The following is a 15,799-nucleotide window of genomic DNA, read 5'->3' as shown; positions in this document are numbered from 1 at the left end:
TTACCTGGTTGTGAAGCTGTGGACGGCTGTCGAGTCGTAGGCTCGCGCCAGCTCTAGGAGGAACACTTTCTCGCTCGCAAGATCCCCGCTGCCACTGATGAAGAGATTTGTTTCGTGAGGTTGCGGGGACTCTCCTCTAATTTTTGCCTGTTGGGCGTCTCTGATAACACAGGCCAGAACCGCAGCATCTACGTTCGGCTCCGGAATGGCCGCTTCGGCCAGGTGGCTGCGTGCCCTGCTGGGGACACCAGGTCCGATGTAGTCGCTGAGGACCAGGATTGCGTCGCGGGCTTCAATGACTTTTCGGTACACGATCAGTTTGCGAGGCACCCCGGGCCAGAGAAGGTCACGTATGCGAGTACGGGGGCTGGTCAGAGCAACGTGTGGGACGGACTTCACCAGGTCGCGCCACAGAGGCCACAACTTCCAGGCGGTTTTGACGTCTGATGCGGCACCCTGCACTGCCAGCAATAGGGGAGTGAGGATGGCCGCTGCCCGCAACAGGCCGTGCATGCTCATAAGTAGCGGCATGTATGGTACCGGCCAGTTGAATCCCATGGTGAGATGTATCAGAAGTGCGATCCAGTAGAGGCTGGCGCAGCTCGTTCCCAGGGCGAACAGTCGCAGACTTGCAGAAAGCGGCCGAGCCTTTGCGCGCCCACTGTACTGCCAACACACATAGACACATAGCGTGTTGGTGATGAGGTGGGTTGACATCAGAACGAGCCAGTAGGCAAGCGAGGGGAGCGGATCGGAGGTATCAGGGATTCCGGGTTGTGGGCCATGGCCCGCCACCATGGCCAAGATCAGGAGAGTCGGAGTCACGAAGACAGTGGTGAACCACAACACTGTTGTCAGTAGACGGTTGGTGACGGTAGATGACGCAATGAAGTACAGAACGGCATCTGCGGACACGACACCGAGAAGGTTCTTCGCCAACGGGATGCAATGGGGCAAGATGCCATGGTGCAGGGCGAAGGCGGTCAGAGACGGCAGGTTCAGTAGCATCGCCAATGCTGCGGAGGCGGCTGCGAGCCAGATGCCGCGCTGCTGTTGACAGCGGACTGCGGCAGGCGAGCGCAGGAGTACGGCTACGCACAGGACAATGACGCTGGGTTCGCTCAGCCACTCTCCGAGATCTCTGAGCTCAGCCGTCATGCCGGCCACTTACGCCTAATGCTGCTTCCAGTCGCCCCAGAGTGTCGCCTGGTTGTGTCCCTCCGGGTTGCCCCGCGCTCATGCGTATCAAGCTGGCCAGCATCTCGGCTTCCCGCTCCTGGCGCGTACCGTAGTTTGTGCGTGCGAGCAGGCGCTGAATCAATCGCGGATCGAGATCGGGAAGCAGCATGCTTCGGTCTGCATCGTTCTCGATATTGACTGCCTGATGACCAAAGAGAAGATGACCGACTTCGTGCAGGATGATGTGCTCTTGATGGAGCCGGGCTGTTCGCTGTTCGTAAAAGATGTGGTCATCGGTCGCAGTTTCGAGCAGTAGGCCGCAGGCTCCCGCAATGGCTGCGTTTGGTGGCAACGAGTGAAGATGCAGGGGTCTCCCGCGCAGGTCTGCCAGATGATGGAGGAGTGCCGGTATGGAGAACGGGTAAGGAAGGCTGAACTGTTTGAGCTTCGATTGGCAGCGTCGACGCAGGGTTAAGTGTCCGTACGGCATGAGTAATTCCGTTACGTCCCTTCTCGGGCAGCGGCGGTAGGCGTGCGAGCGAATGCCACCGGGACTGCATTTCACGAGCTTTTTTATTCGTTGGCAACATCCGATGTCCTAACCACCCGCCCCGCTTCGCCCGTCACGGTCGTGTGTATCCGTCAGGTTCTGTACTTGGCGCGCGGCGTTCACCATGGCGAGCAGCGCGTCAAGGCTGGCAGCAGAGAGTCCTTCAGCCCTGAGTGCAATATTGCGGATCCGCGTATCACGCAAGGCTGCGGCCAGAGCCAGCTGATCATTTACGCGTTTGGCCACCTCATCGTTGAGGAAGTACTCCGGTGGCACGCCAAAGTACTCGGAGAGCACCGCCAATTGCTGCAGAGTTACGTTGCGCTTTTTGCCGGTAGCCAGCTCCCACAGGTACGTACCCGAGATCGAGCCTCCCGTCGTCGCGCGTATATCCTCAGCCAGCTTGGCGTAGCCAGGGCGTTTGCGCTCGTCTGGGTAGATGGTGGCAATCAGCCCCTGGAGTCGCTCATCAAGCTGGTTCAGCAAGCGTCGACTCGGCTCATGTGGTGCTGATCTGCTGCTCATGCATCGTCCTTACCTAGAGAAACCGTGCACTTGAGGCACCGCCGAACACCTGGAAGCGCTTCCCCATTACTGCCACGATCAACCCCACCTGGCAAGCGGCCATTTAGTCTCGCTGACAATGACAAGATCTCGCCCCCGCTGGCGTGAACAGGTCTGGATGCAGATCAAGCCAGTCCCGGCCTTGAGGCGCAGCCGTGCGTGGCGGGCGAGCGAGCTCCTCGCGCCTCCGCACACCCCGAAATCCCAGGTTGGAGAGGTGAGGTGGGGGAAGGGCAGCCGACTGTTTCACGACAGGTTCCCCTGTTCGCTGAAGTTGATACGTTGACACCACATCGACCGCTGACATAGCGTCGCCGATTGATGGCACCTTGAATACCAGACGGTTCGTAGCTGACTACTGAGATAAGGCGAGTCGATGACTTCGCGCACACCGCGAGAGGTCCTAGTCCCTGTTCTTCAGTCATAAGTAAATGCCAGGCCGAACGCGGTCCGCCATGACATGCGGCCGGCGCCGGAGCCCCGTGAGATCAGTCAGGTTGCGGCCGTCGTGCCAGGCGGAGCCGGTTTAGCCGCAGTGCCTTACGGGCAGTGTGCGTTGCGTCAGAAACGGGGGGACCTTTGCGCTGCTATCGCCGAAATAGAACTGATCTGCCGGCCTGTGTACCGGCTAGATACTCCTGCCTTTCGCTCCAGCGGCGAGCCCGGGGAAACCCGATTGTGCTGCAGGGGTACAGGTTGGAGCTGGCGAGTGTGACTGCCGGGAAGTCGATATGGGCCCTTGCCGAATTCCGGGCACGCGGGGAAATGCCGGATCAGGCACCCGTTTCGCAGTTCGCAGGAACTCTGAGGGCGATCGCGTCTGATGTGTGTTCAGCTGTCTTCGGTGGATGGGCCCACAGGCCGGCGAGACAAGGATGTCGTGGGTTCAACGCACCGTTTCGCTGTGGCCGGGAGGTAGCGTCCCGGCGCCCTCTCTCTTGCGAGTGGGTGGATCTGTGGAACGGTGGTGCTGATGTGATGCCATCGCTCGAGGGGGCGCCGTCGGGCTGACCAGAACAGCCCCCAGTCCTCCAGCAGGGCACTGGTCGGCGATATGCCGTCGTGTGCGATGCGCTGAACGCCTTGCGTGCAGCCGACCTGAGGCCGCAAGGAAGGCTGGCGGCGCCCCCGGTCGCTGTCCTCCTCGCCGAGCTCGGTCTCTCCTTCAAAGTGGCCGCTCGTCGCCGCGGTCAAATCCGGCTGCCCAATAGTCTCAGCCCTGTTGCCCGTCCTGAAGATTACTCTTCGCCGATGATTGTTGACCCAAGGGCGGGCCTATGTGAGCATTTCATGACCGACGGTCGGTCAAATGTGCAATGGGCCCCATCTCTTGGGTGTTCCGGCTGACGGCAAGGCTCCTTTCATGAGCCCTCGTGAGCTGCCGAACGCAGCAGAGCGAGCCCCCTCACCGCCTCCGACTTCTGAGTGCCCATCCCTCCACCGTCGGCCCTGCCCTCCCGCCCCCTCAACACAGTGACTGTCATGCCCTCTCGAGCACGAGCGCACAGTGCCGTCCGCTCTCTGCCGAGCAGCTCCCGCAGTCGAGGAGCGCCCCACAGCCCTTCTTCCATTCGGAGCCGTGATGCTGAAGTTTCAGATCCTTGGAAAGATCGAGATCCAGGCCGCAGACTGCACAGTCCGCCCCAAAGGAACCCTTCAACGTGCGCTACTGGCCACATTTTTGGTCAGCGAAGGACATCTGGTGCCGACGAAGACGATCATTGATGAGGTGTGGGGGAGCGAGCCTCCCGACGGCGTGGAGAATGCCGTGCAGGCGCACATAAGCCGGCTGCGACGGAAGCTCGCCGAGTTGGAACAGGACTCCGGAGCATCCCGCTTGGTAACCCACCCCCGAGGCTACCGACTTGTCCTCGGGGAGGAGCAACTCGATGCTCTCGCGTTCATCCGGGGCTACGAACGTCTCAAGGACGCCCCTGACAGTCCGCCTGCCGAGACCTCCTCCGAGATCAGGCGTGTGCTGGCCCTGTGGGACGGTCCCCTCTTCGGTGGGCCGGTTGGCGGGCTGTTCTGCAAGGCGGCCGCTGCACGTTACGAAGAAGCGCGGCTGGCACTTCAAGAACGGCTCTTCGACTGCGAATTAGAGGGCGCAAGGTATCAGCACGTCATTCCGGAACTGCGTGATCACCTGATCTCGAACCCTTACCAAGAGCGGATGCATCAGCAGCTGATGGTTGCCCTCTACCGGGCCGGCCGCCAGACTGAGGCCCTGCAGGTGTATCGCGATCTGAGCGCACGGCTGGCCGACGAACTCGGCCTGCTGCCTTCGCCCGCCATGCAGGCCTACGAGCGTGCGGTCCTGGAGCAGGATCCTGCCCTCCACTGGAGCTCCGTGCTTGGTCCGAGTTCACGCCGGACCCTCACACGCCAGCCCACGCGGTACTGAACTGGGGTGGCTTGGTTTGTTCGGGTAGTCCCGGGCTCCGCACGGACGGATCTCCTGTGCGGAGCCCGGGACATTGTGGCGGGTGCGTGGAGAACTCGCCGGTTCCTGACCTGGCTGTCCTACAGCGTTGGCAGGGCGTTGGCGAGCGCCGCCTGATGGCCAGGAATGTGTTGGCGTGTGCGCATCTCGATCAGTGTCGCCCAGGACATCACCGAGTCGCTCACGTACTCCCCGTTGCGGTCGTGCATGCGCAGTTTGAGTTGTGCCTGGGCGTCCAGTGAGGAGTACGTCTCGATGAGAGTGCGCAACTCGGCCCAGTTGCGGCGCACGTTGTCGATGCGCTGCGGGTGCGTCGATGTGCTGATCATCGAGGCGATCCTGTCGGGGTCCATCGAGGGCTGGTTATCAACGACTGCAGTGTGGCCGCTGAGCTGCTCTCGGGCGGCATTGGCGATGATCCTGTCGGCCAGTGCGATGTGGCACAGCCGCCAGTCGACATCGTCGCGCGTCTCGGCGTCGAGGGGCGTGTCGGCCGAAATGGCTTCGGCGGCGACTAGCAACTGACGGTAGGCGGCGGTGAGTTCGGTGACGTCCATGGGTTCATCCGTTGTGTAGGTGTCTGGGACGGGGAATAAAGGTGGAACGGATCAGATGCGCTGGCGTCGACTGCGGGCCAGGATCGCAAGGTCGATCAGGCAGAGGGCAGCCACGACGGCAGCGAACAGCTGGACGGCTTCGAGCAGGCCAGTCGCCGCAGCCAGGAACCCGACGCCGATGACGGGAACGCCGACGCCCAGGTAGATGACGACGTAGTAGCTCGACAGTACGTCGGCATGGCGGTCCTTGGGGGCGACGCGATTGATCTCGGTGATGCCCCCCAGGAAGGCCATGCCCTGGCCCACTCCACCGATGACAGTGGCGACGAGCAGCAGGGGCAGCGAGGAGACACCGCCAGCAATAGCCAGCATCACGAGCCCGACGGCCAGCAGGGCGAGCCCGGCAACCTGCAGGCCGACGGCGTCCTTGCCGGAGGCGACGATCTGCGCGATCACGGAGCAGGCAAGCATCAAGGTGACGGCACCACCGGCGAGGGCGAGATTGTCGCTGCCGGACAGTTTCGTGACGTACGTCGGCACCAGACTGAGGAAGAGACCGATCACAGTGAAGGCCAGGAAGCTGGCAGTACCGCTGGAGACGAACACGCTGCGCATCGTGGCCGGGATGGAGGGGCGCCGGGGACGCCACTTCGTCGAGGGCCGGGTGGTGCGCAGGGTGGCCATCGCGATGGCTGCGGGCACCAACAGGATGATCTCGACGACGAACGGCAGCACGTGGGGTGCCGGCGCGTACTGGGCGAGAAGCCCTGCGATCAGCGGCCCCGCGCCCAGCCCGCCGACCGAGGCCACGGTCGATACGAGGGCTGCCCGGCGGCGGTCGCCGTGCGGTTCGAGTTCGCTCAGTGCCGCTGTGAGCGCACCGGAGGCAGCGCCGACGGCCAGGCCTTGCAGGAGGCGGGCGCCGAAGAGCCAGGCGACGTTCTCGGCGAGTGCGAAGGCCAGCGAGCCAAGCGCGGCCAGGACCACCGCCGGCAACAGGACCTTGCGGCGTCCGATCGAGTCCGAGAGCGGCCCCGCGATTAAGAGGGAGGGGATCAGCGAGGCCACATACACCGCGAAGATCAGCGTCACCATGAGCGGCGAGAACCCGAAGGACTGCTGGTATCCGCGGTACAGGGGGGTGGGGAGGTTTGTGCCGGTCAGAAGGAACAGCAGCGTGTACGCGGTCGCCCAGAAGCGGGCCGGGCTGCTCACGGTGGCCGTGCCGCTGACGGAGGCCGCCAATCGTTCCGTTGTCATGTCGTCCTCGTGGTTCTCGTAGACGGGATCGCGGGATCGAAGCGCCGCGATCAGTGGCCGACGGTCAGTCAATCAAATGACCGTCGGTCAGTCAATCAACGGATCGGCCACTCCGTCAGATATGCTGGGTAGCCTGGTGTCCGGACGGAGGTGGGTATGGCGACGGCGAAGACGCGACGCAAGCGGGTCACCAAGAATCCCGACGACCGCAGAGACGACATCCTGCGTGCGGGAGAGAAGGTCTTCGGGACCACGGGCTTTGAGCGGGCCACGATCTCTGAGCTCGCGGACGCGGCCGAGATCGGCAAGGGCACCTTCTATCTGTATTTCGAGTCCAAGGACCATCTGCTGGGCGCGATGTGGGAGCGCTACGTCGACGCCATCGTCACCACCGCGCAGAGCATCCTCGCCGAAGGGGACGCCTGGTGGCCCACGATCGACCGGGGGATGGCGGCGCTGGTCGGGCACGCCCTCAAAAATGCTGAACTGCACCGACTCGTCTATGGGTCGGCCAACGCCAAGGCCCTGGAGCTGTGCCGGCAGGCCAATCAGCGCGTCATCAACCTCATGTGCGACTTCGTCAAGCAGGGCACCCACGCCGGCGCCTTCCAGGCGCTCGACACCGAGCTGGCCTTCCGCATGATGTACCACGCCGCCGACGGCCTGCTCGATGACCTCATCTCGCAGGGCGACGACATTGATGATGCCCAAGTCATCGCTCTGGTTCTTGAGTTGGCCCACCGCGCACTCGGCGACCCCCACTGCGTTGCGCAGCCCGTAGAGGTTCGCCCCGCTACAGGAACTTCAGGGGGATAGCAGAGTGCCGGGCCGGGGGTATGCCCCCGGCCCGGCACTGTATGCCTCCTGCGTCAGGCGGACCGCTCGCCCGCAGCCAGTACGCCGACACAGCCACTGTCCGATTCGTCATCCGCCAGGATGTCGGCCGCCCCAGCCCAGCTATGTGCGGTTGGCAGGGCGATGCCAGGGAAGGCTCCGGGCTGGCGCATGTCGCGCACCAACTCATCGACAAGTTCACGGGTGAGATGCTTCATCGCGTAGAGATGCACATACGTCCGTTGCTCTCCTCCCACGTACAGGGTCTCGCAGGACAGCGAGTACCGACGCACGATGTCCTCGCTGGGCTGGCGGAAGCGGACCGTGAGGGCTTGTGGGCTGCGCGCCACCCAGAGGTCGATCCCCAGTTTCTCCTGAAGCGCCAGCAACCGGTCATGGGCGTAACCTGCCAGGCGGTCGCACTCGGCGGCGAGACGCACCTGGTCATCGTATGAGTGCCGGGACAGATAGTCCCATAGGAGCAAGGCCGAGAACCCGTTGCGTGATCCCGCAAACGTGGTGTCGGCCGCCCCGATGTACTCCGACGACTTCGGCGGAATCATCTGCAGCCCAGTTCTGGTCATGTAGACGCCGCAGGCCCAAGGCGCGCCGATCCACTTGTGCCCGCTCATGGTCAGCGAGTGCACCTCGGGCAGCCGGAAATCGAAGACCGGTGGTGCGTCGTCGACCATGCCCGCATCACGGGCCATCTGGAGATAGGGGGCGTACCCTGCCCCCAGCGCAGCATCGATGTGGATCCAATACCCGCTACGCACATCGAAGTCGCTGTCCTTGTCCCGGTCGCGATATACCCGGCGCTCGTCCAGGCCGTACTCCGTGCAGATGTCACGGACGGTGTGGGCGACGGCCTCGACATCGTCGTAAGCACCCTTGAATGTCGATCCGTAGTTGAGGCTGACAAGGATCGGGTAGCCCTTGCTCGCAAAAAAGCGGACCAGAACAGCGAGTTTGTCCACATCGATCGCTCCGGTGCCTGCGGCCCCTCCGACGGAGGGGACTTCGGTGGGCCACGGCGCACCGGGCTCGAGCGGGTTCTCGTCCGGGTAGACGGTACTGCCGACCGTGTGGAAGGTGTCGATGCCCAGGACCCGGACGGCCTTGGTCAGCGAGTAGTGGGTGTCCTGAGAGAAGAACGCCACCGGCTGGTAGGCGTGCGGGCTTTGGCCCTCCCGCCGCAGCGCCTGCTCGTACACGACCGGGGCCGCCTCGGAGCCGGCGGACTGTTGCTGACGAAGCAGCTTGCCGGACAGGTAGTCACGCGCATTCCACAGTCCATAGAGGTTGCCCTCGCTGGACCCCATGGTCAGCAGATACCCCCAGTACGACTCCGGATCGTCGGCGTTGTGAGGCCACTTCGCATTCCATAAGGAGGCGAAGTAATCGAGCACTGCCCGCTCAAGTATCTTCGAGTTCAGGGTGTAGGAACTGGACTCGTAAGGGTCTCCGACGTTGTTGAGATGCCGGTTGAGGTAGTGGCTGAGGCGGCCCTCGTAGTCCAGGTCGCTGGTGACCTGGTAGCCGGCGAAGTTGTGTGTCTGAGCGTCCACGTAGCTACGGAAGAGACGTTCGGCCTCCGCGTACTGCTGCGGATCCAGTCCGTTCGGCGGGATCTGAACCTTGGCGTACGGGACTTCGGGGATCTCCATGTATGCCCGCCGGGGGTCCTCGGATGGAGCGGTGACACGTGGCACGCCGTCAACCACCCGGAGGCTGCTGAAGGTCTTCTGCCACGGAGTGTCCTCCGGGCCGAAAGGGAGATCCACCTTAGAGGGAGCAGAGGAGGTCGTCACGGCGTTGTTCCTTTCGCTGGGGAATGGCTTCCGGGGCGGAGGCGCCATGGTGACGCCATCACGCAGCAGGCGTCTTCCGGAAGCTGCGGTCCGCGGGCGCCCGTGTGACGGGAGCCTCTGGGGCCGGATCGGGGACGGACTGCGCCCTTCCGAGCCGGGCATAGTGGCTTGGCGAGGCCGAGCGCGTGTGCCGGGCGCGGACCACGCCGACGGCGCCGGCCGCGACCAGGATCCAGGGAAGAGATGTCACTACGGGGTCCGAAGTTCCCGTCAGAACTGCGAAGTTGCGCACCACGAGCACTGTGGCGGCCGCTAGCCCAAGAGTGGCCAGAACAGGGGCGACAACAGTCCGCCACCAGCGTCGCGGACGACGCCGGAAGTAGCCGAGCACAGCCACCGATGCCAGCGCCTGGAGCACGATCACACCCAGTGTGCCCAGTCCGACCATGCTGGTCGACATGTTCACGTAAGGGTTTAGGCCGGCAGCGGCGTACACGAGGACGACGGCCGAACTCACCACGGTCTGGGCCAGGCTCGCCCGGTGCACCGACCCGTGCCGCGTATGCACGCGGTCCAGCCATCGAGGCAGCACCCCATCAACGCCCAGCGCGTACATGTAGCGGTTCGCCGCATTGTGCAGGGCCAGCCAACTGGCAAGCAGGCTCGTACACAGCAGCAGTTGCATGACCGTGGTGGCCTCGGAGCCGAGGTAGGTGGCGCTCAGGCCGAAGAACAGATCCCCCAGGTGCTGGGAGGCCTCGCCTCTGACGCGCGCCGGACCCACCGCACCGACGGCAACCCAGCTGGTGAACGCATAGAACGAGGCAACCACGAGAACGGCGATGACCGTGGCACGCGGTACGCTCCGGCCTGGATCCTTGGCCTCCTCGCCGTACAGACCGGCAGACTCGAAGCCCAGGAACGAGGCGAACGCGAACATCACCGATACTCCGATGCCGGGCGCGAGCGCGGAATCTGGACTGAAAGAGGCACTGGGCAGAGCGCTGAGACCACGGTCGACGAGAACAGATGTGTCCAGTGCAAGGAGAACGGCGATCTCACACACCATGCATACGGCCAGCACACGTGCGCTCAGCTCGGCATCCCGGTAGCCGAGCACGCCGACGAAAACCAGGCCTACGACAGCCCACACCGACCAGTGCAGATGCAGCCCGTGATCGGCCGCCACCGACTGGGTGAAATACGCGAAGGCTCCCAGAACTCCGACGGTAACTGCGTTGTAAGAGATCACGGCGATCAGACCGGCGCCGACGGCCGGAGGGCGGCCCAGCCCGTGGGCGATCTGACTGTAGAACCCACTGCCGCTGCTGAGTTCTTTGCTGATGGCGGAATATCCCGCAGTGAAGCACAGCAGCGTCAGCCCGGCGAACGCGAACATCGCCGGCACGCCCGGCCCGGTGCCCAAGGCGAAGGACAGCGGCACGGTGAAGACCATGGCGGCCAGCGGGGCCGCCGCGGCAATCACGATAAAAACGATCTTGGGGGTGGTGAGGGTGCGCTGAAGGAGTCCGCTCTGCCCGGTCCGGGGAGCACTGTCCATGGAGGTCTCCTGCACAAAGCTCAAGTGCGGCGGCGAACACGGTTCGCCGCCGCACGGCGGGATCAGGTCAGTCGGAGGATCTCTACAGCCTCGTCGAGCCCCATGTAGGCCAGGCGTGCGGCCGCCATCTTGTCCGTCCAGCGCTCCGCCGTGGCATACCGTTCCTCGGCGGTGGTATCCAGCAGCCGCTGCCCGGGCCACACCTCGTAGTCGCCGATGACGTCAGCGTGCTGGTGCATGCCCTCCTGGAACAGGTGCTCGCGCTCGAGGATGTACTTCTTGTCGGGGATTTCGTCCCACAGCTTGCGGCCGCGCTGGATGATGTCCATCAGCCGAGGCCGGTACTCCGGGTGAGTCTGCAGGTGCTCGCGCACGATGGAACTGCCGACCGTGAGGTGTCGGATCTCGTCGATGGCCGCGCCGCGGGCGATCGCGCTGGCCGCCGGGTCGATCAGACTCCACTTACGCTCACTCAGTTCGGCCGCCGGAGCCAGGACGCCTTCGATGATGATGGTGAAGACCGCCACGCCGCCGATGAAATCGCCCTCGTCGCGCACTGCACGGACCGCGAACTGCAGGATCGGGTCGAGTACCTCCTGCTTGTAGTCGGCTGACAACTTCGCAATCGTGGAGTGCAACTCGTCAGCTGGCAGGCCCATCTCCACAAGGTGGTTGCGAAACACCATCGAATGCCGGGCTTCGTCCATGAGCTGGGTGGCAAAGAAGTCCATCTCTGCGACACCCGTGGCATTGGCGACGTAGTACGCCAGCACTCGGGTGCCCTGTTCCTCGGCCACCGACCGGCAGCCCAGTTCCAGCATCTGCGCGTCACGCAGTGGGCCGTCGGCGCGCATATGAACCGGCGTGATTTCGGCCGAAGTGTGCCCGGTCTCAGCCCGGCCGCGTAGCGTGCCCTGCGCGACACCGCTGAACCAGTAGGCCAGGTTGCAGTCCTGCGCCGACAGGTCCAGGGTCATCGCGCCGTCGAGCAGCCCCGGCGCCTGGTCCCAGTCGGTCTCGGGGGGAAGGGAGTGCGTCATGCTGTCATTCCTCTCAACAGATACAGTCGTGATGAGCGCTAATCGAATGTTGTGATCGCACCGGCCTGCTCGCGCCGGGCCCGGAACACATCTCGGAACTCGACGTCGTGAAGCTGCCCGGCGAAATTGACCAGGGGGCGGCCCTCGCGGCCTTGGCCCTCGAGCACCTCTGCGACGAGAAAATCGTCTGTGGCTCCCAGAGAGACCGAGTCGGTCAGGCGGCAGGTGAAGTGCGCGAGACAGCCGCCCAGGACGGGGATGCCACTCTGTTTGTGCGCAGTCCAGGGAACGTAGTCGAACTGGCGCATTCCACGGGGGCGTTCCGGATTGGCGAACCAGTCGGCCACTGCCGCCTGGCGCGAGGAGAGCACGTTCAGGACGAATTCACCGCGCTGGCGCACTAGATCGGCCAGGTAGGAGCCCCTGCGCAAACTGGCACCGAACCGCAGCGGGTGCTGCGACACCACGCTGGCGGTGCTGACCGTGGCGCCATGCGCCGCATTGCTGTAAGTGACCGTCACGACGGAGACTCCCGTAGGCAGGCAGCGCGAGAACCCGCGAAGCGATTGCCAACGCGTCTCATCATCAACAGGAGCCAGCGTGGGGCGCAGGGAGGGGGCCGACGCGGTCATCGCTGGGAACCCACAACGGGCGAGACCGGCGAGGCTGACGGCACCGGTTTCCGGAACAGCGCCTGGGACAGGTAGGCGAATTCCTCGTTGACCACCGGCTCGAAAGGCAAGGCGAAGGGCTTGAGGAAGTTGCCGAAGACTCCGCGGTCGGCACACAGATGGATGGGAATGACGAGCAGGGCCCACTCAGGCCCGCTCACCCAGATCCACAGGCCCACCACGACCCCCTGCGTGATCAGGCTGTGCATGGTGTTGTACAGGACGTAGAACGCTTTGTGGATCCGGTGATTGGGACTGCGCCGATAGGCGATGGCGCCGGGAATGTACCCGATCAGATCGATGTAGACGAACAAGAGAACCGCCGGCAGCCAGCGGACTTCACCGACGTGCACGATGAAGAGCACCAGTGAGACGCCCAGTCCGACCAGATACTCGGATCGGTGCAGACGAGTGGTGGTAGGCGATTCGAAGGAATTGAGCTGGTCCATGGGGTGATCCGCCTCTCGGCACGGGTCAGATCTGCAGCGGTCCGCCGTTGAAGTACTCGACCAGATGGGAGGAGGAGCTGCTCCTGCCCGGCGGGTGGAAGGCAAGCGGGTGTAGGGCGGACGACAAATAGGCAACCTCGGGCGACTTGATGAACGCGATCCCGCCCAGGAGCTCAACAGCCTGCTCAGAAATGGCAGCCAGGGCCTTCTGCACAGCGAAGCGGGCGGTCAACGCCGCGGCCACCGCGTCTTCGCCGAACAGCCCGTCACGTAGCGCGCGTGCCACGCCCTCGGTCAGCCCGACGGCTGCCTCCAGCTGGATCCCGAGCGCGGCCCGGTCGGTAACCGCGCCCCGCTCTCGATGCATCACCAGCTCCGTCAGAGAGCTCGCGGCTCCTACGTAGGCCGAGGTGATCAACAGCTCGAACCAGACGAATGTCGCTGTCTGCAGGTCATCGAGCCGACTGGGGTCGTCAGGGGTGCCGCGGATAATGAGACGCTCGGGAACATGCACGTCTTTCAGACGTACCTCGTTGCTTTGCGCGCCGGCCAGGACTGGGCTGTCCCAGAACGGGTGCACTGAGATTCCCGGCGAGTCCGCCATGATGAGCGGGACGGCGAGCGAGGGCTGCTGGTCCTCACTGGGCAGTGTCACGCTCGCCGTCAAGATGCTCATCGAGCGCGACAAGCTGCACGGCTTCTTTGATCCATTGAGAATGAACCCGTCGTCTACCTCAGTGGCTGTCACCGACGGGTTGAGGATGTCCTGCTGAGTCCTCCCCTCGGCCCACCCCGAGGCCAAGAGCATGCCCTCTGGCGCCACACGCGATAGCAGCTGCTTCTGCTCTTCGGTGGGCGGAACGACCCGGTCGGCCAGGGCGAACAGCATCGCCGCCGTGAAGTTGTGCATCGTCGCAGCTGCCGCCAGCGACGGAGAATAGGCGCCCATCGCACGCGTCACGCGTACTGCCTCAAGCGCGTCCACACCGGCTCCGCCGTACTCCTGTGGGACCAGCAGGCCCGCCCCGTCATGTTCCCGGAATACCTCCAGGACCGGGCTGTCGGCCGATTCCCTTTCAAGGAGGGGTATCTCCTCAAGTGCTTTGATCAGCCCGGGGTGATGGCGCTCACAGGCATCACGGGCAATATCGAGAGAACGCATGTTGGGGTAACCTCCGGCGTCCGTCGGCGAGATTAAGCTCCGGCGTGAAGGCCACCGGAAGCCTGAGACTGGAACGTGCGGAAACGGTCATGGGAAGACTCGCCTCAGTGGCACGTAACGCCAGCTTTGCAGCTTTACCTGACGACTTCCTGACACTCACATGACGCTCTGAAGCTGCCCACGTCAGGGCTTCTCACCTGACACCTGAGTGATAACTAGCTGATGCCTGGGACCCGTCTCGCTGCTTGCCTATTGCATACCTCGAACTTGCGCCGCACGATGACCACCGGTACGTCTTGCCCCAGGAACGGGCATGCAGGGGCCCGACCGGTCCCTACGGCCAAAGAGCAACAGACAAGGAGTCTTTCCACATGGACATCCAAGTGGCGAAAGGTAGTTCGAGCGCCTCTCCTGAATATGCTCTCAGCGCGATACAAGAATTCAGCGCATCCGAGAACCCGAGCTCATTCCTCGCGGTAAACGAGGGGAACTCCTACTTCACACTCCCCGGCCGCCCTGGCGTGATCGTCTACCGGCCGGCCGGCGACTATATGGTCCAGTTCGGCGGCCCTTTCGCGCCCGACGACTCCTACGCCGATCTTCTTCAGGCCTTCACCGAGTACACCAGGCGCAACGACCGCAAGCTCGCGGCCATCCAGCTTCAGAAGCGTGACGCGGACATCTACGCCCGCCACGGTTTCACCGTGAACCAGGTCGGAGCGTCCTATGCCGTGGATCTGACCACCCACACCCTGGCCGGCTCGCGCTATATGCAGCTGCGGAACAAGATCTCCCGAGCTCTGCGCAGCGGCCTGACCATCATCGAGGCCGATTATGAGCAGTGGCAGGACGGCGTCCGTGACATCAACACCCGCTGGCTGCCACTCAAAGGCGAGGGAGCCCGCCCACTCGAGTACCTCGTCGGGCAGACCGGTGGGGAAATGCAAAAGCATCGTCGTCTGTTCATCGGACACATCGAGGGGCAAGCCATCGGATACGTCTCCTACTCTCCGGTGTACGGCACCAATGAAGGCTGGATGCACGACCTGAGCCGCCGACTCCCAGAAAGCCCGGCAGGCGTCATGGAAGCGATCAACAAGGCGGCCATTGACGTTTTCTGCGAAGAAGGAGTCCCATGGCTCCACTTCGGTTTCACGCCATTCACCAGCCTCAGCGAAGACAGGGAAGTGCAGGGCCACAGTCTGGGCTTCAAATGGCTTATGCACTACCTGTGGGAAAACCAAGTGGTCTATCCCGCATCCTCGCAACTGGCTTACAAACAAAAGTGGAACCAAAGCCTCGTTCTCACGGAGTACGCGGCTTTCCCGGGGAAGTCCAGCGCTGAGGGATTCGTCAACATCTGGCGTGCCGCGAACGCCATGTGAAGCCAACGCAACCCCACCACGAGGAACGGTCCAACATGACGAAAGACCTGAACGCCGACACAACGCTCGAAGAAACCAAGAAAACCCTGGCAGATAATTTCATCCAGCTGTGCGGAAACCCAGATGATCGCGCGGCCGCCGAAAGCGCCGACAGCGCACTGCACCGCCTGGACGTCCTCCTCGCGGAAGCCGACGGATGATCTACGCCACGGAAAGTCAGCCGATGACCGGGCGGGCCACCGGGGCCCACCATCCGCAGCCGCGGCCCCGTAACGGCGGACACCAGTCCGCGACCGTTGAGCACGTCACGGGCGCGAAGTCCCTCATCCGTTC

Annotated in this window: 15 protein-coding genes; 4 read left to right on the top strand and 11 right to left on the bottom strand. The window is 63.6% G+C overall.

Annotated elements, in window-relative coordinates; all coding sequences use genetic code 11:
- The 3 genes from ADK54_RS43845 to ADK54_RS27660 all read right to left on the bottom strand — a co-directional run bounded on the left by ADK54_RS43845 (position 1) and on the right by ADK54_RS27660 (position 2,254).
- Entirely contained in the window at positions 1-1,158 is a 1,158-nt protein-coding gene (locus ADK54_RS43845) for an MAB_1171c family putative transporter (RefSeq protein ID WP_159047912.1), read from the bottom strand.
- The gene (locus ADK54_RS43840) at positions 1,148-1,669 is read right to left on the bottom strand and encodes a hypothetical protein (protein ID WP_078966681.1); all 522 of its coding nucleotides are present in this window, start codon (positions 1,667-1,669) and stop codon (positions 1,148-1,150) included. Before ADK54_RS43840 ends, ADK54_RS43845 begins: the two co-directional genes overlap by 11 nt.
- Positions 1,670-1,777: 108 nt before the next feature.
- The gene (locus ADK54_RS27660) at positions 1,778-2,254 is read right to left on the bottom strand and encodes a hypothetical protein (RefSeq protein WP_053728455.1); all 477 of its coding nucleotides are present in this window, start codon (positions 2,252-2,254) and stop codon (positions 1,778-1,780) included.
- A 1,621-nt stretch (positions 2,255-3,875) separates the two neighbouring features.
- On the opposite strand from ADK54_RS27660, the gene ADK54_RS27655 reads away from it, so the two are divergent.
- Entirely contained in the window at positions 3,876-4,697 is an 822-nt protein-coding gene (locus ADK54_RS27655) for an AfsR/SARP family transcriptional regulator (RefSeq protein WP_078966680.1), read from the top strand.
- A gap of 119 nt (positions 4,698-4,816) precedes the next feature.
- On the opposite strand, the gene ADK54_RS27650 is transcribed toward ADK54_RS27655, so the two are convergent.
- Together ADK54_RS27650 and ADK54_RS27645 are read right to left on the bottom strand one after the other, a co-directional pair.
- A complete protein-coding gene (locus ADK54_RS27650) occupies positions 4,817-5,293 on the bottom strand; it encodes a hypothetical protein (protein WP_053728454.1) in 477 nt (158 codons plus the stop codon).
- Positions 5,294-5,344: 51 nt separating this feature from the next.
- Entirely contained in the window at positions 5,345-6,553 is a 1,209-nt protein-coding gene (locus tag ADK54_RS27645; RefSeq protein ID WP_053728453.1) for an MFS transporter, read from the bottom strand.
- Positions 6,554-6,709: 156 nt separating this feature from the next.
- Here ADK54_RS27645 and ADK54_RS27640 point away from each other — a divergent pair, with 156 nt between their 5' ends.
- Entirely contained in the window at positions 6,710-7,369 is a 660-nt protein-coding gene (locus tag ADK54_RS27640) for a TetR/AcrR family transcriptional regulator (protein ID WP_053728452.1), read from the top strand.
- A gap of 53 nt (positions 7,370-7,422) precedes the next feature.
- Here ADK54_RS27640 and ADK54_RS27635 read toward each other — a convergent pair whose 3' ends face one another.
- From ADK54_RS27635 to ADK54_RS27610, 6 genes are all read right to left on the bottom strand, one after another.
- On the bottom strand, positions 7,423-9,198 hold the full coding sequence (locus ADK54_RS27635; protein ID WP_234392222.1) for a pyridoxal-dependent decarboxylase: 1,776 nt from the start codon (positions 9,196-9,198) through the stop codon (positions 7,423-7,425).
- 58 nt (positions 9,199-9,256) lie between these two features.
- Positions 9,257-10,759 (bottom strand): APC family permease, encoded by a 1,503-nt coding sequence (locus tag ADK54_RS27630; protein ID WP_078966678.1) that lies wholly within the window; start codon positions 10,757-10,759, stop codon positions 9,257-9,259.
- A 62-nt stretch (positions 10,760-10,821) separates the two neighbouring features.
- A complete protein-coding gene (locus tag ADK54_RS27625; RefSeq protein ID WP_053728451.1) occupies positions 10,822-11,799 on the bottom strand; it encodes a hypothetical protein in 978 nt (325 codons plus the stop codon).
- A 38-nt stretch (positions 11,800-11,837) separates the two neighbouring features.
- Positions 11,838-12,431, bottom strand: coding sequence for a flavin reductase family protein (locus ADK54_RS27620; protein ID WP_078966677.1), 594 nt, complete (start codon positions 12,429-12,431; stop codon positions 11,838-11,840).
- Positions 12,428-12,919: a hypothetical protein gene (locus tag ADK54_RS27615; RefSeq protein WP_053728449.1), complete on the bottom strand. Its 492-nt coding sequence runs from the start codon at positions 12,917-12,919 to the stop codon at positions 12,428-12,430. The genes ADK54_RS27620 and ADK54_RS27615 overlap by 4 nt, the downstream gene beginning before the upstream one ends.
- A gap of 25 nt (positions 12,920-12,944) precedes the next feature.
- Complete coding sequence (locus ADK54_RS27610) at positions 12,945-14,081, bottom strand: acyl-CoA dehydrogenase family protein (protein WP_053728448.1); 1,137 nt, start codon at positions 14,079-14,081, stop codon at positions 12,945-12,947.
- Positions 14,082-14,452: 371 nt separating this feature from the next.
- Here ADK54_RS27610 and ADK54_RS27605 point away from each other — a divergent pair, with 371 nt between their 5' ends.
- The gene (locus ADK54_RS27605) at positions 14,453-15,466 is read left to right on the top strand and encodes a bifunctional lysylphosphatidylglycerol flippase/synthetase MprF (protein WP_053728447.1); all 1,014 of its coding nucleotides are present in this window, start codon (positions 14,453-14,455) and stop codon (positions 15,464-15,466) included.
- Positions 15,467-15,501: 35 nt separating this feature from the next.
- Entirely contained in the window at positions 15,502-15,666 is a 165-nt protein-coding gene (locus tag ADK54_RS45105; RefSeq protein WP_234392221.1) for an ABC transporter ATP-binding protein, read from the top strand.
- Positions 15,667-15,799 lie beyond the last annotated feature (133 nt).

The organism is Streptomyces sp. WM6378 (genome assembly GCF_001279695.1).
Lineage (GTDB): Bacteria > Actinomycetota > Actinomycetes > Streptomycetales > Streptomycetaceae > Streptomyces.
The sequence above is the reverse complement of the archived record's forward strand: the minus strand, read 5'-3'. Positions and strand labels throughout refer to the sequence as shown.